The sequence below is a fragment of the Paenibacillus spongiae genome (assembly GCF_024734895.1).
Lineage (GTDB): Bacteria > Bacillota > Bacilli > Paenibacillales > Paenibacillaceae > Paenibacillus_Z > Paenibacillus_Z spongiae.
This window is the reverse complement of the sequence record NZ_CP091430.1, coordinates 1,408,243-1,429,320: the sequence shown is the minus strand read 5'-3', so window position 1 is coordinate 1,429,320 and position 21,078 is coordinate 1,408,243. Positions and strand designations below refer to the sequence as shown.

The window sequence follows — 21,078 nt, the reverse complement described above, 5'->3', positions numbered from 1 at the left end:
TGGAGCAGATCGAATAGCTTATCCGCCTGTCTTCCGCAGTTCTTCCATTGCGGTCAGCATCTGCGGGTCCTCCGCCCGGAATTTCTCCATCAATCGCGTTGTCATGCGGTAAGCCGTCCGGTCATTAATAATGCCATCCGCCGGAATCGCTTCGCTTCGCTGGAATGCCTTGACGGCTTCGGTCGTTGCCGCATTGAAGACGCCGAATGGAGCTCCCGTATCGTACCCCAGCACCTGAAGCATCTGCTGCACGGTCTCGACACGTTCGCCATAGTCGCCCTCCTTCAGCTTCAGGCCGGCTGGAAGCCGAGGAAGCAAGGTATAAGCCGGTGCAGGAACGGCAATCGTCGGCTTGATGCCCTTCTTATGAATCCATTGGCCGTCCGGCGAGCGCCACTGCGCTTCGGTCAACTTCAATACCGAGCCGTCGGACAGCTGACGGAACTGCTGCACGACCCCTTTGCCAAAGGTTTGCTCGCCGATGACGGCCGCATTCGCCGTATCCTTCAAGGCTGCGGCGAGCACCTCCGCCGAGCTGGCTGTATTGCCATCGACGAGAACGGCAATCGGCAGCTTCCACGGCTCCTTCTGCTCTGACTTATGCGTAATGACCCGCTTCTCGTCCTTGTACACGACTTGAAGGATCGTCTCGCCCTTCGGCACGAAGCGGTTTGCGATATGGATCGTCGGCTCAAGCAGCCCGCCCGGATTGCTCCGCAAGTCAAGCAGCAGCTTCTTCATTCCCTTGGACTCCAGCGCCTTGATCGCGCTGTCGAACTCGTCGCCCGTCTTGTCGGCAAACCGGCTGATCGTAATAACTCCGATACCGTCCTCCTTCATTTCGAAGGATACCGTGTGAACCGGTACAGAACCCCTGGTGACAGGCAGCTCAAGCGGTTCGGCCAGCCCCTCTCTGCGGACCTGCAGCTTGACGACCGTTCCTTCTTGGCCGCGAACCGTCGTCATCAATTTATCGAATGCCATTCCTTTAACCGGAGTGCCGTCAACCTTGAGCAGCACGTCGCCCCTCTTAAGGCCCGCTTTCTCCGCAGGCGCTTCTTTAATGACTTCCTCGATAATGAATTCGCCATCCTGCTCCCGGATCGTTACGCCAATCCCGACAAAATGATCCTCATACGACTGGATAAACTGCTCTCCCTTGTCCTCCGTCAAATAAACCGAATACGGATCGCCCAAAGAAGCGACCATTCCTTCAATCGCCCCGTTTACCAGTGACTTGGGAGAGGCGCCTTCCAGATAACCGTCCATAATCTGATTATAGGCGTAGGACAAATTGCGGAACTCCCGTTCCTGCATAATCGGATTCTGAACGTGCATCCAGAAGCGCCCCACCGCGAAGCCAACTGCACAGGCAGCAATTATCACCAGCACCATAATAAGCCGTCTTCGCTGTCTTACCGCTTGCGATCCATGTATATTCAATGTTCATCACTCCGTTTCCCGGCATGCTCGTCCCTCCACTTTATCTTATTTAAGGGAGGCGCCGCAAGCTGAAGGGCTTCCGGAGGTGATGTCAAAATCATGAAGAGGGAGCGCCCGGCATCGGCGACTCCCTCTTCAAGCCCTTATTCCAGCACCTGCGATTCCTTAAGACAGATTAAGCCAAGCAAGCTCTTCATCGGTCAGATCGACCTGCTGCCCCTTCACGCTGTCGGCCAGCTCTTCCACTTTATGCGGGCCGATGATCGCCGCAACCGGGAACGGCTGCTTCAGCACATAAGCGAGCGCGATCTGGTTCGCGGTGACGCCGTATTGCGCAGCCAGCACGCGGGCGCGCCGCAGGCGTTCCCAGTTGCTGTCACTGTAATAGACGCGCACCATATCGGCATCGTCGGTCTTCGCCGGCGAATAGCGTCCAGTAAAGAAACCGCCCGATTGCGAGGACCAGGCAATAACAGGCAGCTGAGATTCCCCATGCCACGCTTCATCCTCCGGTGACATCGACACACAGCCCGCCCACCGGGGTTCATTCGGCTTCGCCAGGCTCAGATTAGGGCTGCTGCAGGCAAATCCCGTCATCCCGTGCTTAGCCGCATACGCATTCGCTTCCCGAATGCGCGCGATACTCCAGTTGGACGCGCCCAGCGCCCGGCAGCGGCCTTTCTCCAGCTGATCATTCAGCCCGTCAAGGATATAAGCGACGTTGACGTTCGGGTCGTCGCGATGCAGCATATAAATATCCACGTAATCGGTCTTCATCCGTTCCAGCGATTCGAGAAGATCGCTCTCGATACAGGTCTTCCTCATGCGGGATTGCTCATAGGGATGGGCGCCCTTGCCGATGATGACCATATCGCTGCGGTTGCCTCTCTCCTCCATCCAGGCCCCGATTGCCATAGCGGAGTCCGCCCCGTAAATATGTCCGGAATCAATCGTATTGCCACCTGCCTGGACGTAGGCATCCAGCAGCTCGCCGCAATCGTCCATTCTGTCCTTATGCAGCATCATTGAGCCATGTACAAGCTGGGATACGCCCTGCGGGACGCCATCAACCTTTATCCTTCTCATCCTTCGCTCACCTCACTCTCATTCTTATCCACGCGAAGGCATCCGTCAACACCATATCTTGTTCAAGCGTAAAATGCTCGAATCGGGCGGGCTAGCAACTTGATGAACGGTGTAATACAGCCCACTGCGCAGTCAGAAGGTTCTTCCGATCGCCGTTGTTCCCGGACTTCTTTGAATTCATGTTATCGGATCAATTCCGGGAACAAAGGCGACCGCTTGCTCTTCTTCAGAGTCATTCTTCCTGCTTCGCTCTTTCTACCCGTTCTTTACGCACAGCCGCCCGGGAGCAGGAAATAGCTTGTCCGCCCGGTTGTTTTCCGCTACAATCATATGCAAACAAGAGAGAGAAGAAGGAGCGGAAGAAACCATTATGTATAAATTGATTGCCATCGATATCGACGACACTCTGCTGACAGATGACTTGGCCATTACGGAAGGGACGAAAGCGGCTCTGGCCGGCGCCATCGAACAGGGCGTGTTCGTTACCCTGGCTACCGGCCGCATGTTTCCGTCGGCGCAGAAAATCGCTGCTCAGCTTGAGCTTAATGTTCCCATCATTACCTACCAAGGCTCGCTCATTAAAACCCTGTTCGACGAGCAGATCCTCTATGAACGCAGCGTTCCGCTCGACGCAGCCAAGGAGCTCTATGCCTTCTGCGAGGAGCATGGACTCCATCTGCAGCTGTACATCGACGATGTGCTGTATGTAAAAGAGGAGAACGAGAAGGCCCGCGGCTACTCGGCGCTCGCCAAAATTCCATACGTCGTCGAACCCGATTACGAGAAGCTGCTTGAACAGCCGTCAACGAAGATGCTCATCATCGACGAGCCAGATTACCTGGACGAAGTCGCAGCGAAGCTTGCTCCGATCATCGGCGACCGCGTCCACATAACGAAATCGAAGGCGCATTACCTCGAATTCATGCACAAAGAAGGCACAAAAGGCCATGCGATCGAATTCATGGCTTCGCACATCGGCTGCACGATGGATCAGGTCATCGCAATCGGCGATTCCTGGAATGACCATGAGATGATTGAGGTCGCCGGACTCGGCGTCGCTATGGAAAACGCGCTTCCGAAGCTGAAGGCCATCGCAAATTACATCACTTCATCGAATAACGATGAAGGCGTCCGCCGCGTCGTGGAGAAATTCGTGCTCAACCAGACGAATCAAGCTTAGCCTCATGCGGCTATTTATTCCTACGCATGATTTGGAGCACAATCCGCTGCCACAGGCAGAAGGCTTCTAAATAATAGAAGAAAGGCTATGCAGGCATGTATTTCGCCAGCACAGCCTTTTTTCTGTATAAGATCCCCGTATCGACTTATCCTATAACCGACGAAATATAGGCCATGACCACAGACAGAACAACCGAAACGCCGGCCATCGCAGCCAGGGCACGGAGCGTCTTCGCTTTGAAATCCTTCAGGCTCACGTTCAATCCAAGCCCGACCATCGCCATCGTCAGAAGAAAGGTCGTTACAGTCGCAATGCCATCCGAGACGCCGACAGGCATCGTAATCCCTTGTCCGGCAAGGAAGCTGCCGAAGAGGCTCATGCCGATAAAGCCTGCCAGAAACCACGGAAACTCGATTTTAGCGCCTGCCGCCTCTCCCCCGCGCCGCTTCATCCACAGAATCAGGACAAAGCTGAGCGGGATCAGCAGAAATACCCGGCCAAGCTTGGCCAGCAGCGCCAGAGTCAATGCATCTTCCCCAGCAGGCGCAGCCGCCAGGGCGACATGCGCGATTTCGTGCAGGCTGACCCCCGACCAAATGCCGTATTCCGAAGGGCTTAGACCGGTGAGGGGCCCAATCAGCGTGTACCCGATCGCAAATACGGTGCCGACCAGCGCAATCATGCCCGCTCCGATAGCGGTATCCTTTTCTTTCGCCTTCACGATCGGCGAGACCGCGGCAATCGCCGCCGCCCCGCACACCCCCGTGCCGATGCCGAGCAGAAGCGATAAAGATAAGTCGGCCTTCAGCCACTTTGCGACCAGCAATGTAAGGCCGATTGCGCTGACGACCATCACCGCATCTAACGCAAGCAAACCGAGCCCTTGCTGCAGCACGATGACGATATTCAGCTTCAGCCCATAGAGGACGATTGCGGTTCTAAGCAAGGTTTTCGATGAATATTGGATCCCGGTACGGAGCGCCTCCGGGTAGCCCGCCAGCTGCCGGTAGAGGACCGCAAGCAGAATCGCGCAGCCGAGCTGGCCGACGCGGTCGAGTCCTGGCAGCTGTGCCAAGCCATAGCCCGCTATTGCGAATAATAGGGTGAAGCCTACTCCTGCGATACGTGTATTCATAAAGGCAGACGATCTGATACGCCCCTTCAATGCTCTCGAATTAGCAGCCATCGTTACATCTCCTCCTTGTCGTTTGCATAAACCCATCATAAGCGATCAAGATGAATAAGAAAAATAAATTATTATAATATTTATGATAAGTAATAACTTATTATAAAATGGTTAACGAATCCATTCGAAAGGGGCGGGAGTACGTGGATCAGTCGCTGCTTGTATTTGTCACAGTCGCGGAGAAGGGGAGCTTCACGCGGACCGCGGAAGAGCTGCATATGACGCAGCCGGCAGTCAGCCAGTATGTCCAGATGCTGGAGAAGTCGGCAGGCGCTAAGCTGCTCGACCGGACGAACAAATATGTAAGGCTGACGAAAGCCGGAGAGATCGTCTATCATCATGCCAAAGAAATTCTGGGGCTCTATACCCGCATGGACACGTTGGTCGCCGACCTTATGCAGGTCGCAAGCGGGCCGGTCTCCATCGGCGCAAGCTTCACCTTCGGCGAGTACGCACTTCCTCATATGATTGCCGATATGCTGGAGGAATACCCGCTTATCGGGCCTACGATCACGATCGGCAATACGGCTGAGATTTGCGGGGCGCTGCTCAGTCATGAGCTCGACGTCGGCATTATCGAAGGGGATTATAAGCATGATAAGCTCTACGTGACGCCCTTCGCCGAAGATGCGATGGAGCTCATCGTCTCCTCGAAGCATCCGTTCGCCTCGGCTGCGCCAGACTTCATCGTATCAACCGGGGAGATGCCAGGCGAAACGTGGATTGTCCGGGAGAGCGGGTCCGGCACGCGTGAAGCGTCCGACCGATGGTTCGAATCGCTTGGCTTCATGCCCCGCAGCATGATGGCGTTCGGGAGTACGCAGCTTATTAAGGAATCGGTCGAAGCTGGCTTGGGCGTTACCCTTCTGTCCCGCATGTCCGTCCGCAAGGAGCTGCAGCTAGGCACCCTGAAGGCTGTGAAGGCGGCCGGAACGCCGGTGAAGCGGAACTTTTCCCTCGTGACCCACGCTGCTCCTTATCATACCAAGGCTGTACAGGTGTTCATCGCCTGCCTGCAGAACGGCAGCTGGAGTCGATGAAGCGAACCATCCTCCCGATTCCTGGGCAAATAGAGAAGACCGGCCTTGAAGCAGCTGCTTCAAGGCCGGTCCTCGTATAAATGAGCTTCTTATTTGCGGAAGTTAGGAATAGCCACTTCGGCGCCTCTCTTGGCGGCCGATTCCATCGATAACGGAAAGATGCTGCTCCACAGCACCGCGTCGTAAACGTCGATAACCGGATTGCGGTTCTCGCGAATCGCCGCAGCGAATTCCCGGATGACAAACAAGTCGCCGCCGCCGTGTCCGGCCTGGTCGGCTTCCGCCCCCATATCGCGCCACCAGCTGTGCTCGAATTCGTCCGAATAATTCCACAGCGATTCCCACTCGGCCGGCGAGCCCCATGACGAACCCGGGGAACGTCCTTGAACCCATACCGACGGAGCCATGGTGCTGCTCCATGTATAAGCCCCGTTCTCTCCCTGCAGTCCGTAACGAGCCATATCGTGAGGAACGCCGGACGTCCAGTCCAGACGCAGTTGGATCAGAACCCCGCTTGCCGTCCGGAGAATCGACACGGCGAAATCGCCCTGCTTCCAATTCACGTCCTCAACATGCGGGTGAGCCGGCTGGACGACGTCCGTATAATAACGGCGCACCGCCGCGGCAGGGGAAGTGAAGGTCGAGATTGATTCCAACCGATCGCTGCCATCACGGTTCAACCCCATCCACATGGCAAGCGGCCCGAAGGAATGGGTGGGATAATTCATCCCGTTATAGTCGCGCTGCAGCCTTCCCCGCCATGTCATATTCCCGTTCGCATCGTGCAGCAGACTGCGGCAGTCGTGGATGTAAGCGCCTTCCATAAAAGTCAGCTTGCCGAACACATTCGCTTTCACCATATTCATAATGAGCATATTCGGACGCATGAAGCAGTAATTCTCCGCCAACATGTACTTCTTTCCCGTCGCCTGGACGGTCTCGATCAGCTCCCAGCATTCCTCCAAGGTGGTCGCCGCGATCACCTCGCTCAGCACATGCTTGCCCGCACGCATCGCCTGGATCGCCTGCCGTGCATGGAGGAGCATCGGCGTTGCCAGGAATACGGCATCGACGTCAGGATCGTTCAACAGTTCCTCATAGCTTGTATAGCCTCTCAGCTGGCTGTCGCTCTCCTGCCACTTACGAACGGTGCACTCGTCCAGGTCGCATACCGCGACCAGCTTGATTTCATTCTGAAGATAGCTCATGACGTTGGAGAAATGAGCGCCTCGATGCCCGCCTACGATAGCCAGGCGTACGGGTGATGAATGCATAGAATAGTCCTCCTTCGAATCTTGAATGATTCAATTTGATGTATCCAAGCCTAAACGCTCAATCGGAATGAACGGAATGATGGACCGGGGTAAAAGCAGCGGCCAGGGTTGAGTATTCATGCCGTTTCGTATCAGCAAACAAAGGGGAGAATTTCCAATTACAATTCATATTAAACACCGTTTAAGGAAGGTCTGTCAACAAAAAAATAGATCGGCAAAGCCTTTGCTGCCGCTGCATTTAAAACGTTTTTAATCATTCACCTATTTAATATCATATGACGTGCAGAAAGCAGGAAAACTCACTGTGAAAAAATAATTTAAAATCCATTAATTCCATAAATTTGTATTCAAAGCTCTATGATTGCCGTTTAAAAATAAATACTCCATCAGAAGCTCCCGGTCCGCGGTGTTTCGCTGACTCCTTTTAAAGTCAAAGAAGAGCCCCGGCTCCTTTAACGGAGACGTGGCTCTTCTCGTCAACGCTTTACGTTACGGCTTCTTTTCGTCCAGCAAAGCTTGCGTAGGCGACTTTCATGATGGGATCGGTCTCCCACAAGCCGGTTCGGCGGAAAGTACCTGTTGTTGTACAACATCTTCAGTCTTATCTATATTCATATCCCAAGCATGGAAGGATTCGCATTCAGCCACACCGTCACAGACTACGATTCCAACACGCCCGGTAAAGGTTTCTGGAACATATCATCGGCAGCAATTTCTTCGCGTTCTTTAGCACTTCGAACGCTGACGCCGTTACCGGATCCTTTTATCCCAGTAATTATGAAGTGCGACACCTAGAAAAACAAAAAGCCCATGTTGGTTTCGTGTAAAAATGGAAGTCACCACAACACCATTTCTACAGGAGAAACCAACATGAGCTACTCCCAGGCGGGCGAGATCAAGGAGACTCGACATAAAGACAAACGTCAGAAGCCAATGGAAACACGCGGTCGGTTCCTTGTCGGCACTCCGTTCAACAACCGCCCCCGTAATGTCTTGAGTGAGGTCAGTCTACGAAGCTTTCATGGAAGAGGTGTCCCACTTGGCTTGACCCTTTGACTGTTCTCTTCTCGTCATCCTCGGAAATACAATCCTTCGCTTCCCGTCGTACAATGTTCTTTCCGCGGCTCCCGATAGCGTATCCCGGAGATTCTCGTTCATGGAGCCGCGGCTGCCCGCCGTCTATTACGGCTTCTGCTCGTCCAGCAGCGCTTGCGTGAAGGTGGTCATATGGTCCAGGAAGGCTTTCGGCTCAAGCGTGCCTGCCATCACTTCCGCCCACTTCGTATCGAATTCCTTGCCGACATCTACCGGTATCGTCGGCGGCAATTTCTTCGCGTTCTTCAGTACTTCATACGCAGACGCTGTTACCGGATCCTTCTTCGCTTCCGATTCCAGGTACGGATTATCCTTAATCCCCGAAATCCAGCCAAAGTGCTTCTGCTGCGATTCGGCTCCGGCCTTCGTCGAGGTCATCCACTTCAGCAATGCCCAAGCCGCGTCTTTGTTCTCTTTCTTGCCTACCGATGTCAGCGAGAACGACCAGCCTCCGATCCAGAGCGACTCCGCCGGCATCGGCGCAAACTTCAAATCCGGATTTTGCTCGAGAAGCCCGCGCAGAGACGGCGTGACGTGAGGCTCCATCAACGATTTGCCTGCCGAGAATCTTCCCGTGTTCTCCGGCAGCGTGGAATTTAATTTGCCCATACGCTCATCGTTAATGTTCTCCCGCTTAAAGTTGACGATCCAATCCAGCGCTTCGACAACCAGCGGATCGTTGAACGTTACTTTACGCTCCGCGGGATTATAGAAATTGGATGCATCCGCGCCGTTGAGGAAGCTCATCGTGATCAAGCTGTTGAACGGGCCATATACCTCATGCGGCGAGAAGGTCGTCATCACTTGCTCCCCGTTCTCGGTCACCCAGAACTTGCGGAGAAAGTCGCCGAACTCCTGCAGCGTTTGCATCTCCGGAATTTCCGTAAATCCGTATTGCTCCAATACATCGTTATTATAGGCAAGGGCAAAGTTCGGATCCACATGCCAAGGAAGCGCCCATACCGCGCCGTTCTGATCGACGGACCGCGTATAAGCCGGTTCGTAGTACAGATCTGGCGTAATATCAGGACTTGAATTTAAATAAGGCGTCAAATCTTCAATCATATCATCTTTACGCAAATCGATGGCAAGGCCGTTCGAGGAAATCACGTCCGGCGTCTCGCCTGCGGCAATAAGTGCGGCAAGATCGGCTGTCGTCTGCTCCATATAGATAACCTTTACATTCGGATAATCTTTATTGAAGTCCTCGAACATTTTCGCGAACTGCTCGCCGAAGCCTGCGCCCCATGGCGTGATGACCCGAACCTCGCCTTTAATATCCGCCAAATTAACCTTCGGCGCGTTAGCCTCTTCTCCTTCTGCGCCTTTGTTGCCTTCGGTCGCCCCTGTATTCGCATTCGTCTTCGTATCGTTAGGCGTTTTGGTGTTGCCTCCATTCTCTCCAGACCCCCCGCTGCAAGCAGCCACGATCGTGACCAGCAGTGCGAGCGCGCAGGTAAGACTCAATAAACGGAACCCTTTATGGCTTGACCTTCTCATATCTGCATTTCTCCCCCATACAAGTATTTGTCCATCGTTAACATCTACTTCTGATCTAGGTTGAAGAAATCAGGTTGATCATGCTGCTGCCCAAATTCTGTTGTATGCGGTTTCATTCATCCGCTCACTTTCGTACGAGGATGGCCGTTATAAATCGTCGAAGTAAATTGCCATCCGCATCACCTCCTTTAGGCAGCCGGCAGGCGGCAGCCACCGCACCGCCGGCTTCATTCTTTGTTCCTCTCCAATAAGTCCTACTCGATTAATCCGGTACGTTCCACGCCTTCGACGAACCAACGCTGCCCGATCGCATACAGGATCAAAGGCGGGATAATAATCAGGAAGCTGGCTCCCATTCGAATGGTTTCGTTAAACATTTTATCGGCCTCGCTTTCGTACAGCCCCTTCAATACCGTCTGCAGGTTGAACAGACTTAGCGTTAACGGCGTATTCTCGGACCCGATGACAAGCGAGGTCAAGTAAGTTTCGTTCCAATGCCAGATGAAGGAGAACAGGAAGACGACGAGAATCGCCGGCTTTGCAAGCGGAACGATAATTTGGAACAACACGCGCAGCGAGCCTGCTCCGTCAATCCGGGCCGCCTCATCCAATTCCTTGGGCAGCGTCCGGAAGAACTGCGTGAAGATGATGACGAACAGCGCTCCGCGAATGCCATGGCCGAACATAGCCTGACCGATGATGGCGAATTTCGTTCCCATCCAACCCAGGTTCTTAATGAGCATAAACAGCGGTATGACGATCGTCTGCGGCGGGATAAGGAAGCTTAAAATAAGCAAACCGAACAATATCGTCTTGCCCGGAAACTTGAACTTGGCGAACGCGTATCCAGCCAGCGCACAGGCGATGACATGGAATATCGCGCCCAGTCCGCTGATCATCACGCTGTTCTTCAGCGCATTCAGATAATCCAGCCCCTGCCAGGCCAGCTTAAGGTTATTCCATTCGAAGCTTCTGGGAATCCAGCGGACCGAAGGATCCAGCAGGTCGACGTTATTCTTAAGCATGGTGGAAACCATGTAAAAGATCGGGTTCAAATACAAGTAAGCGATGTTCAGCAGAATCGCGTAGAGCAAGAGGATCGTCAGCCATCCGGTTTTCTCCTGCGTGCCGAACAGCTTCTTCTGGGTCCATACCACTTTGTCCATACCATTCCCTACCTTCGATTGTCGGAATGACGAGATATACGTTTAAAGAACAGCATTACAAGCATAATGACGACGAACACGATGGAGAAATAAATCCAGCCGAGTGCGCTCGCATATCCGTAGCCCGTATATTTCATATGGTGCTTGATGAGCTCCAGTATGGGACTGAACGGAAAGGTGAACAGGTCCACGATCGTATAGATCGTATTGAGCAATATAAACGGCTTCAGCGCCGGCAGCGTTATTTTCCAGAACGTCTCCCATGGTGACGCGCCGTCAATCCCCGCTGCTTCGTACACCGGCTTGCTGATCGTCTGCAGGCCGGCAATAATAATGATAATTTGAACGCCCGAATACCACAGGACGATGACGAACTTATCCAACACGGCTAATAGCGGTTCCGCAAACATCTGAGGCACATTCATCTGAATGTACGGCTTAATATTGTACTGGTCCAGAATGGACAGTCCGGCCGCGCCTTGATAGAAAATTTCGGTCAGCACCTGGCCGGTGGCGAAGATGACCGGGAGAAAGAAGACCGCCCTGAACAGCGTCTTCCCGGGATATTTCATATTGAGCAGAATGGCCACCAGCAGCGCAAACAGCACGATGATCGGAATAATGAGCAGCGATTCCTTGAGATAGTTGACCAACGACGCGGAAAACTGATTATCGAGCAGGAAGGCATTCTTATAGTTCAGCATGCCGATCGGCTTCATAACCATTCCATCGCCGGTTATGCGTACATCCTGGAAGCTCATGTACAGCGAGTAGATCAATGGATACAGGACAAACATGCCAAGTCCGATCAGCCAAGGAGTAAGCAGGGCATATGCGGAGAACGCCTCGCGGACTTCAATCGATATTCTTCGCTTCCGTTTCTGCATACCGTCACCCCTCTCTGCCCACTAAGGCGAAATCTTTCGGCTTCACGCTGACGCTTCCCGCCTCGTAGGGAACCTCTCCGTAATTGACGACGACAGATTGACCGTTGTCGTAGGTCGTCTCGAACACTTCGTCGGCGATTTGGCGATGGTTCACGATGAGACTGTCCTGCAGCCCGCCAAGTACAGCGCTGATCCGCTTGTATTCCTCAACGATCGTATCCAGCCATTCCGAGTATGCGCTGCTGAAAATATACCGCGTATACGTGTCCTTCAAGATGCCTGGATCTTCATAAGTCAGCAGATAAGCCGGCAATGCCCCGTATTCGACGGAATTCAACATCTCGAAGTTGTACTCGTCTCTCAGGTTGCCCGGCTGACCCGAGTAGGTCACTAGCCCGTGGATCGCAATGGGATAGAACGGAACGCTTTGCTTCGCCAGCAAATCGTAGCTGACGCTTAGCGGGAGCGCGCTGATATGATCGGCTTTCCCCAGGACGTAAGCATTTCCGTGCGTGACCCTGACTTGACCGAGCTCATCTTTCGTCTTCTCCAGCATTTGCTCGAATACGTCCGCCGTCTGTTCCCGGGTGTAAGGGTTGGACGGGTTATTATCGGAATAGAGCAGATCGCCGATGACATCATGTCTCAAACCGTCGATGCCAAGCTCCTTATATGCCGGCAGGCTTTCCGTTGTATAGTCCAGCGATAAGTTCGGCTGCATCCAATATTTCCGGGTCGCCTTGCGGAACGTAAATCCGGAAAAACCGATTTGATCCTCCACAACCCTCGCATTCGAATCGCGAATCGCTTTGCTTCTGGCCAGAAAGCCATTGCCCGAGAATGCGGTCACATAGTTATCATCCAGGAAAATGCGGTTGCCGTGGCGATGAACGGCTTCGATCAGGCGCGACAACCCGTCCGTGCCTCCCAAGCTGTTCTCCGGCGGGAATCGTTTGGGCAGATAACGCATATAACCGCCCGTCGACCATCCGGTGAAGGTCACATTCATCTCGTTAATCCCCGCTGCGTTAAATTTATCGACGATTTCGCGGGCTTGATCGAATGTCGTGGTCTCCACCAGCTTCGAGCCGAATATGCTTGGTTCCCGGTCGCCGCCGAAGAAGCTGACTTCAAGCGGAATATGGTCCGACCTTGGCTTTATTCGCTGCATTCCCTTTTCTTCCATCAAATAGCTCCGGTAAGCGGCAGCCATGCCGACATAGTTAATGTCCTTCTTGTCGCCCTGCAGGAAGTAATACCGGATCGTCCGATCCTGCTCAAGCCGCTTATCCTCAAAGACGTTAAACCCTTGACCGAAGCTGCTCGTACGCCGGAAATATTCCTGCCTGTATACGAACTGAGGCGCGATCCAATTGTAGGAGGTATATAGACCGCTTGGCGTCGCGTTGATCCTGGCATTCGCTTCCCCTTCCGTAATGATGCCCAGCAAGGCGTTGCGTCCGTAGGAAATGCCGAATACGGGCAGCAGCGCTTCGGAGGAAGCATCGCGCAGACCGCGAACCGATTGGGCGGACAGCGCCAGGTCCGAACCGTACAATTCTGCGGAATACCGGAACGGGTATGCACCGCTTTGCTCGAATTCGATCGTTGCCCCCATACCGCTCGGAACGAACATATGCCCATCCGGAACGTCGCTTCGCGAGGCGCCCAGGAATGGGAAGGCCCACAGGTTTACGATGCGGACGCTCTCTCCTTCCACAATGCGGTCGGACGGAATGTTCACTTCGATATGATCGTCCTTCAGCATGACGATGAAGGTGAAGCTGCTTTCGATCGTTTGCAGGTCATACGTGATTTCCGCGCCGCCGTCGATCGGCTTTACCGTCGTCTTCCCCTGCAGCTCGGTGTCGTTCCCGTATTTCAGCTTCGAGGCAGCCTTGATATCGGTATATTCCAGATAAAAGGCGGACTCCAGGTTTTTCCGCCAATGTCCCTTCACCGTCTCCGCCGCCAGTGATTCCTTATCGGGATTGCTTCGCCAAGTATAGTTATTTCTTTTGTCGGTTACGGCGATTTTCCCATGCTGGCTTACTTCCAGGCGAAGCCGGTCATTTTCTTGAATGGTCGTATATTTGTCTTCATCCCGGGCCTTGGCGGCCGGCGCCTTAATCTGGATGAGCTCTTCCTCCTCTTCGTCCTCCTGCTCCTCTTCGGCGGTTACCCCGCCTTTGTCCGCCGGATTGCCTTTGTTGAGCTGGATACCGGCGATAACTGCCGAAAGAAGGAGAAGACACGCCGCCGCAAGTAGTATATAGCGCCGATAAAGTTTGATTTTACTCACGGAAAGAGACCTCCTCATAAAGCTGTTCGATGAAATCGACAAGCTGCACGCTAAGCCCCGCGAAGATCAGCAGCAGGATCCAAATCGCGAGCATGAACAAGATGGACAGCACCGTGATCCAAATCGTCTCCCCGATATCGTAATTATGGATCTCTTGAACCAGCACGATAAACAAGAAGCCGGTCCATCCGATAATGATATACTGGAAGAACAGGTAGATCGAGCTCTCGCCGATCGTCAGCACATTGGAGAGCAGGCTGAGCGGAACGGTAAAACAAATATACGGGATCAGCGCATAGGCGCTGCCGATCAAGACGTCCACCAGCCGTCCCTGTCCCCGGTTAATGGAGCTGACCAAATAGTTCGCCAGTACCCACGTGATCCATGGGATGCCCACCTGCGCCAGTATTAGCCATGGGTTGATGAATTTGACCTCAATCGGATTGAAGATAAAGCTCGTCGAGATTTCGGAAATCAAGGTGGCCAGATAAGCAAGCAGAAGCAGAATGATTGCAGCTAGCAAGCCCCCCCGTTTCTCATAGCGAAGCTCCCAAAAGCCGTCAACCGGATGCCGAAGTATTCGGATGGCTTGCTTGAGGTGAATGACCAGTTCTCCCATCGCCTTTCCTCCACTTCATGGTTTTCCAGATCTTCCTCCCAATGTAATAAAGAACGATTAGAATAAGGAGGCCTGTGGATACGATACCGAAATTATTTTGCAGCCACAGCACGCGAAGCTGCCAGAATGAATCGGAATAGCCCTTCACATCCTTCGCAAGCCGGTACTCCTTCAGCGCCGTCTCCCAATCCCCTTTGCGGTAATGCGATTTGGCGAGGCCGAGATGAGCCTTATAGAACTTGCTGTTCAGATGCAGGACTTCCTTCCAATACTGCTCGCTTTCCTCATACTTGCCGAGCATATACAGCTCATTGGCTTGATGCACCAATTGGGCGAACTCCGTCTGCCTGAAGATCTGAATCAGGTTGGATACCCGGTCGGCAATATAAATGTTTCCCTTGGAATTGACCGCAATGCTGGAGGGGTAATCAAACAGCCCCAGCTTGTTGAATCCGGCATTCTTGCCGCCGAACGCGAACAGCAGCCCGCCTTGCGAATCGTACTGATAGATGTAACCGCTCTGCGCTTCGATTGCGGTCATATTGCCGCTTCGGTCGACCGCGATATCTCTGAACAAGGTCTCTTCGTTGATGCGGACGTACCGATCTCCGTATACCTTCTCGCCCAGCAGATCCTTCCCGGCAAAATTCAGCTTCTTGATATGTCCGTTCGAGACGGAGATGCTCGTCGTATAGATCAACCCGTCGCGGTCGATCATGACATTGCTGACCGTACCGGGCAGCTTCTTGATCTCCTTCTTCAACTGATCCTCCGTGTACACCTTCCGCTTCACGTAATCGATCAGATTGAAGGGAACTCTGTTCGCCCCGAAGAAGCCCTGGAAGGCGCCCTCTTCATCGTCCAAGACGATCAGCCCCTGATAGCCGTTATTCGTAGCTACATAGAGGAAGCCCCGTTTGTCGACCGTCAGCTTGGTCGGTTCAAACTCGAAGCTGCTGGGGAGCAGCGTCGTATCCGGCCGTTTATATTCCCGTTCGAATTTCCCGCTCCGGTCAAAAACCGCAATTCGCTTATTGCCGGTATCGGCTACATATACGCGTTCCTCATTCACGTAGACCCCGTTAGGCTCCTTCAGCTGCCCGGGACCCGATGGATCGCCAATCGCTCTGATATAGCGGTGATTCGCATCCAGATGAACGACCCGATTGTTCTTCGTATCCACGATAAACAGATTATCCGCATCATCGATAAACAGATCGTTCGGGTTGTTCAAATTCGTAGGGCCGCTTTCCGGGGGAACCAGGTTCAGTCCGATATAGCCGAAAGGCACGTAGGCCGGTTGGACAAAGAACTCCCCGTTACCGCTATCGTAAGAGAATGTTCGGTAAGGAATCTCTGCCTTCACAACCGCTGGCTGAAGACCGATCCCGGCTATACATACCGCTGCGATAACGAAGCGTAACCAATTATGCATGCCTACTCATCCTTTCTATTTAATGCCTGAATGCATCATCGTCGTAATGACTTTACGCTGCAGCAGCAGGAAGATGATGAAGTTGGGTATGAATAACAGCAGTGCAGCTGCGGCTGCAGCCCCTTGGTTCGCTACGTTGTTCGCCAGCTGATTCGTCAGCGTGTTCACGAAGAAAGGAAGGGTCTTCATCGTCTCGTTCTCCATAAACAACGTCGATGTCTCGTCTGTTGACCAGGCCGATTGAAACGACAGGATGGCCGTTGTCGCAAGCGCCGGCATGCAGAGCGGAATGACGATTTTCAAGAAAATCATATGCTCCCTCGCACCCTCTACCTTCGAAGCCTCCAGCAGCTCATTCGGGATCTGATCGATGAACTGCTTCATCAGAAACACCCCGACAGGCATCGCCACGAGGGGAAGCACATGCCCCCAATACGTATTGATAATGCCAAGCTGGCTGATGACGAAATAACGCGGAATGCCGACCATCTCCGGCGCGAACATCAACGAAATGATGATGCCCGAGAAAATAATTCCTTTCCCTGGAAACTTATGCTTGGATAGCGGATATGCGCACAGCACGCTGAATAAACAGGATGTTAGGACGACGAGAAAGCTCGCCACGAAGCTGTTGAATAAATACCGCGTCATCGGTACGACCGAGGATTGCGTGACGACGACCAAATCGATAAAGTTCTGGATCGTCGGGTTACGCGCAATGAATGTCGGCGGGTACAGGAACAGCTCATAGAAGGGCTTGAGTGCATGATTAAACAGATAGACGATCGGCAATAGCATAAACATGGCAAGCAGGGTCATGAGCACAAACAGAAACCATTGAAACACACTTACTTTGCGAAGGGATCCGATCCCTCTTCTCAACGCGCTAGTCCACCCGTTCACGGATCATTCCTCCTTCGAGCCGAACAGTTTCCAGCATATTCTGCTAACGATATAAGTTAAGACAAGCAGGACGACGGATATGGTCGATGCATACCCCATCTCATATCGGATAAATCCATAATCGTCGATATGGTTGATTAACAGGTGGCCGGAGTATTGCGGCGAAGGGTTTGCGCCCGACAGCTGGACGCTGATCTGGCCGGCCTTCAACGTCCCGACGACGGCCATCACCGCGCCGAACAGCATCTGCGGCTTCATCGCCGGAATCGTAATGTACCAAATTTCCTGCAGCCGGTTGCGAATGCCGTCGATTTTTCCCGCCTCATACAATTGTGTGTCGACATTCTGGATCCCGGCCAGCAGGGCGAGGAAGCCGACACCCATGCTTCCCCAGAGCGTAACGAGAATCATGACGTTCATGAGATACTTCGGATCCTGCGTCCACAGCTGCGCTTGGTCGATAATCCCGATCTCCAGCAGGAAGCTGTTCAAATAACCGAGCCGGTCTCCGCTGAATACGATCAGCCACACAACGGCCATCGCAACGCCTGCCGTCATGGATGGCGTGTAGAGCGCCAGCGTGTAGAACACTCTTATTTTGGCTGGCAGCTGGGAAATCAGCCAGGCTAGCATAAAGCCGGCGATATACCCGAGCGGGCCGACGATGACGGCGAATTTGAACGTATTCGGGATCGCGTATTTCCAGAACACCATATCTTGCGTCAGCAGATTCCGGTAATTCAACCACCCGACGAACTTAGGCGCTTCGATCGCGTTAAAATACGTGAATGACAATCCTATAGCCGCTATTGTAGGAACGACGATAAACAAGATAAACGTGATCAGAAACGGCGCTATGAACAAATAGGAGAGCCAATGCCGCTTGATCGTCTGTATGAACGGCGTAAGAAGCACGATCTTCTGCTTGCGCCTTGCAAGCGGATGCGGGACCGCTCCTGAAGCTTCATTACTCATCCTCGGTTCCACCTCCGGTCGGTTTATCAATTTGCGGAATATCCAGCGTACGGATCACTTTGCCGTCTTTATCCACGAATCCGAATTCCTGCTGCTTGCGAAGCAGCTCCCTGTTAATTTCAAAGACGGCATTCTCCAACGATTCACGGAAATTCATATTCTCCAGCACGGTCCGGTTCCAGGCGAAGCTCAGCTCACGCGTCGTGAAATAGCCGCCGGGCACGTTGGGCATTTCTTTAAACCACTTCAGCTGTTTCCCGATTTCGCCGCCGTGCTCGCTTGGCCAAGGAATTTGTTGGAACGCTTCCTTGTTCGCCGTGTTCCAGCGGAACTCGATGCCGTTGAACATTTCCATATCATTGCCGAAGCGGGCCTGCGTCTCCGTCGAGGTCCACCATTTCAAGAACTGCCACGATTCATCCGGACGCTCGGTGGACTTGAATATGACGCCGGACTGCAGAGCGCCTCCACCCCAGCGTTCAATCTCGCCGTCGCCGTTCTTCGTGCCCGGCAGCGGAGCGACCGACCATAAGCCCGATATTTCCGGTGCGGCAACGAGGAGCTGCAAGTAAGTATTGAAATCGGCGATTCCGATCGGCATGTTGCCGTTGCGGAAGTGCATGTAGAAGTTGGGCACTTCTCTAGGCAAGCCATAGATGTTGAAGAAGTCCGTCCATTTCTTGAAAGCGTCGAACGCTTGAGGAGAGTCCAGTCCTGTCTTCATCCCGTCCGGGGTATAGAAGCTCGCCGTGTTCTGGTAGAACAAGGGGAGATACATCATCGGCTGGTAGAAGAAGTCATACCCTTTCTGCTGAAGCGTAGGCAGCAACCCGTAGATATCGTCCCACGTTTCGGGAACCTTCAGCTTCAGTTCATCCAGAATGTCTTTCCGGTAGAACATCACGTTGAACATGATTGTTTCCGGCAGCGCATAATCGCCATTATTATAATGGAACGGCAGCAGCGATCCTGGCAGAAACTGCTTCGCTACCTCCTTGTAGTCGGGAAACTTGCTTAAGTCTAACAGCGCATTCCGGACCGCAAAGTCCACCGGCGTCAGCTGATCGAGCCCCATGGCAACGTCCGGCTCCCGGTTGGCCGCATTGCTTAAGATAAGCAGCTGCGGATTCGGCATAATGTTAATATTCACTTTAATGCCGGTCGACGGGGTGAAGCGCTCGTCAACCATCTGCTGCATCAGCGTGATATAGTCCCGTCCGCGATTGACCCATACGGTAATGGCCGCGTCCTCGTCCTGCCGGCCGTAGTCGATATAATCGGGGCTGAAGGTGAGGAAGAAGGTTTTCACCGTATTCTTCGTAATATCCCACCGCGATGGCGTAAATTCGGGCAGCTTGGTTGTCGATTTGGAGACGTAAATCTGATCAAACATCAAAGGCTGCTTCGTAAGCTCGATTGCATAGGAAGAGAGCGATTCCTGAACCGAAGACAAATATTCCGGCTTGAACGGCAGCTCGTTGGGATCGTCCGCCAACCGCTGCAGCTTGTCGATCGAAGCGCGAATGGCCGCCGCACCATTGACTTCATTGCCGTATAGCTTCTGCAGATAGGCCAGGATTTGCTCCAGCCTTTGCTTCATATCGAGCAGTCGCTGCTCGATATCCGGCAGCTGGTCGGCAATATTCCAATCCCGGTTCTTATCCAAATTGTCTTTGCTGCGCACGCCGGTAACCAAACGCAGCAGACGGTTGATTTCTTGAATTTCCCGCGTTATATGCTGAACGGATTCGACGATTGGCGTAACCGGGGCGTTCGTTACGGTCATCGAGAGCTCGTGCTTGCCCTTGGTCAATTCGAACAAGAACGGCTCCTCTTCGGATATGCCCAACGTTTCCACCGACCAATTGCGTTTATATGCGAATGGGAATGCTTGCAGTTCCTGGAATGGAACCTCGCCGTCGATTTCAATCATCCGATAAGAGTTCGATTCCTTGTTATACCCTTGGAAATACTTCATATCAATTTTATAAAGCCCGTCCTCAGGCACTTCGAATGTCCACGTAGCCGATTGCCCGCCCCGGAACCAGCCACCTCCGCCCATCGTATTGAAGACGATCTTGCCGTCCGACTTCGGACGGGCAAGGTCATCACGGCTGGCTTGCATCTGAACCGACGGCTCCGATTTCTCCTGCATCTGCTCCGCTTCGATCGTCGTATACCAATCGGATTTATCGCCGGAAGCTGCGGAATAGTCCGCTTGGACAGACGTATAATCTTCAACCAGCCTCGGGGCTTGAAGCCCCAGACTGGATATTGCAATCGGCTCATATACCGATTGGATTCGAATCGTACGCTTGCCTTGCTCCAAGTACCAGCGCAGCGGTTCGCTGCTGGCGAAGGAGGAATCGACCAGCGGCCGGTCGATCCACTCTTTGATTGCGATCTGTCCCGGCCGGATCTGGTTGTCTTTGTAATCCACTCGTGGCGGAAACTGATCATCCTTCCACAACCGGTCCAGCTCGATGCTCTTCGACTCTACGTAAGGCGACTTGCCATCGACTGTCACGCCGATCTGAATCGGAATATTCGAATCCTCGAGCGAGTAGTAGTTCAGCCGCAGCTGATAGAGCCCGCTCTGAGGCACATCCACCTCATATTCCACCCATTTCCCCTCATCCAACGCTACCGTATTGGATACCCCTTGCAGCGCCTCTTCACGGACGGAGACGCCATCAGAGGCGTTCTTGAAATCGGCAGCCTGCAGCAACGGTCCCGAGACGGCTGCATCCTTTACCCCTTCGTCTTTCCATTGCTTGAGGATTTGCGAATATAGCGGTTCCGTGGATGCCGTCAGAGGTATTGTTAACGAGTCCGGATCGGGCTGCTCGATTCCGCCATCCGTTATGGCATCGCTTACATTTGAGAGTGCGAAATAACTGCTGAGCAGCATGCAAATCATCAGCAGAAGCCAAATGCGTTTTCCGCTTTTGAGCAGATTCGTCATGTTAACGCCTCATTTCTTTGAT

Annotated in this window: 15 protein-coding genes and 1 pseudogene; 3 read left to right on the top strand and 13 right to left on the bottom strand. The window is 53.2% G+C overall.

Features of this window, described 5'->3' with window-relative positions; translation table 11 throughout:
• Nucleotides 1-18: 18 nt before the first annotated feature.
• A complete protein-coding gene (locus tag L1F29_RS06475) occupies nt 19-1,443 on the bottom strand; it encodes a S41 family peptidase (protein ID WP_258387521.1) in 1,425 nt (474 codons plus the stop codon).
• A gap of 165 nt (nt 1,444-1,608) precedes the next feature.
• Complete coding sequence (locus tag L1F29_RS06470) at nt 1,609-2,529, bottom strand: aldo/keto reductase (protein ID WP_258387520.1); 921 nt, start codon at nt 2,527-2,529, stop codon at nt 1,609-1,611.
• A 370-nt stretch (nt 2,530-2,899) separates the two neighbouring features.
• Between L1F29_RS06470 and L1F29_RS06465 the strand changes: the two genes are divergently transcribed.
• Nucleotides 2,900-3,709 (top strand): Cof-type HAD-IIB family hydrolase, encoded by an 810-nt coding sequence (locus tag L1F29_RS06465; protein WP_258387519.1) that lies wholly within the window; start codon nt 2,900-2,902, stop codon nt 3,707-3,709.
• Nucleotides 3,710-3,854: 145 nt separating this feature from the next.
• On the opposite strand, the gene L1F29_RS06460 is transcribed toward L1F29_RS06465, so the two are convergent.
• Nucleotides 3,855-4,844 carry a YeiH family protein gene (locus L1F29_RS06460; protein WP_258389623.1) on the bottom strand — a complete coding sequence of 330 codons (990 nt, stop codon included), beginning with the start codon at nt 4,842-4,844 and terminating at the stop codon, nt 3,855-3,857.
• A 194-nt stretch (nt 4,845-5,038) separates the two neighbouring features.
• On the opposite strand from L1F29_RS06460, the gene L1F29_RS06455 reads away from it, so the two are divergent.
• Nucleotides 5,039-5,935 (top strand): LysR family transcriptional regulator, encoded by an 897-nt coding sequence (locus L1F29_RS06455; protein WP_258387518.1) that lies wholly within the window; start codon nt 5,039-5,041, stop codon nt 5,933-5,935.
• Nucleotides 5,936-6,024: 89 nt separating this feature from the next.
• Here L1F29_RS06455 and L1F29_RS06450 read toward each other — a convergent pair whose 3' ends face one another.
• The gene (locus L1F29_RS06450; RefSeq protein WP_258387517.1) at nt 6,025-7,209 is read right to left on the bottom strand and encodes a Gfo/Idh/MocA family protein; all 1,185 of its coding nucleotides are present in this window, start codon (nt 7,207-7,209) and stop codon (nt 6,025-6,027) included.
• An 885-nt stretch (nt 7,210-8,094) separates the two neighbouring features.
• Between L1F29_RS06450 and L1F29_RS34580 the strand changes: the two are divergent.
• Nucleotides 8,095-8,202, top strand: a pseudogene (locus L1F29_RS34580) (IS30 family transposase); the annotation flags it as partial.
• A 189-nt stretch (nt 8,203-8,391) separates the two neighbouring features.
• Here the strand turns inward: L1F29_RS34580 and L1F29_RS06445 are convergent.
• The 9 genes from L1F29_RS06445 to L1F29_RS06405 form a co-directional block, all read right to left on the bottom strand.
• The gene (locus L1F29_RS06445) at nt 8,392-9,804 is read right to left on the bottom strand and encodes an extracellular solute-binding protein (RefSeq protein ID WP_258387516.1); all 1,413 of its coding nucleotides are present in this window, start codon (nt 9,802-9,804) and stop codon (nt 8,392-8,394) included.
• Nucleotides 9,805-10,058: 254 nt separating this feature from the next.
• Nucleotides 10,059-10,970: a carbohydrate ABC transporter permease gene (locus L1F29_RS06440; RefSeq protein ID WP_258387515.1), complete on the bottom strand. Its 912-nt coding sequence runs from the start codon at nt 10,968-10,970 to the stop codon at nt 10,059-10,061.
• Nucleotides 10,971-10,978: 8 nt separating this feature from the next.
• Complete coding sequence (locus L1F29_RS06435; protein WP_258387514.1) at nt 10,979-11,857, bottom strand: carbohydrate ABC transporter permease; 879 nt, start codon at nt 11,855-11,857, stop codon at nt 10,979-10,981.
• A gap of 4 nt (nt 11,858-11,861) precedes the next feature.
• The gene (locus L1F29_RS06430; RefSeq protein WP_258387513.1) at nt 11,862-14,159 is read right to left on the bottom strand and encodes a DUF5696 domain-containing protein; all 2,298 of its coding nucleotides are present in this window, start codon (nt 14,157-14,159) and stop codon (nt 11,862-11,864) included.
• Complete coding sequence (locus L1F29_RS06425; RefSeq protein WP_258387512.1) at nt 14,152-14,778, bottom strand: YIP1 family protein; 627 nt, start codon at nt 14,776-14,778, stop codon at nt 14,152-14,154. Before L1F29_RS06425 ends, L1F29_RS06430 begins: the two co-directional genes overlap by 8 nt.
• Nucleotides 14,720-16,213, bottom strand: coding sequence for a hypothetical protein (locus L1F29_RS06420; protein ID WP_258387511.1), 1,494 nt, complete (start codon nt 16,211-16,213; stop codon nt 14,720-14,722). Before L1F29_RS06420 ends, L1F29_RS06425 begins: the two co-directional genes overlap by 59 nt.
• A gap of 15 nt (nt 16,214-16,228) precedes the next feature.
• On the bottom strand, nt 16,229-17,116 hold the full coding sequence (locus tag L1F29_RS06415) for a carbohydrate ABC transporter permease (protein WP_258387510.1): 888 nt from the start codon (nt 17,114-17,116) through the stop codon (nt 16,229-16,231).
• 3 nt (nt 17,117-17,119) lie between these two features.
• Nucleotides 17,120-18,091 carry a carbohydrate ABC transporter permease gene (locus L1F29_RS06410; RefSeq protein WP_258387509.1) on the bottom strand — a complete coding sequence of 324 codons (972 nt, stop codon included), beginning with the start codon at nt 18,089-18,091 and terminating at the stop codon, nt 17,120-17,122.
• Nucleotides 18,084-21,056 carry an extracellular solute-binding protein gene (locus L1F29_RS06405; protein WP_258387508.1) on the bottom strand — a complete coding sequence of 991 codons (2,973 nt, stop codon included), beginning with the start codon at nt 21,054-21,056 and terminating at the stop codon, nt 18,084-18,086. The genes L1F29_RS06410 and L1F29_RS06405 overlap by 8 nt, the downstream gene beginning before the upstream one ends.
• Nucleotides 21,057-21,078: the final 22 nt, after the last annotated feature.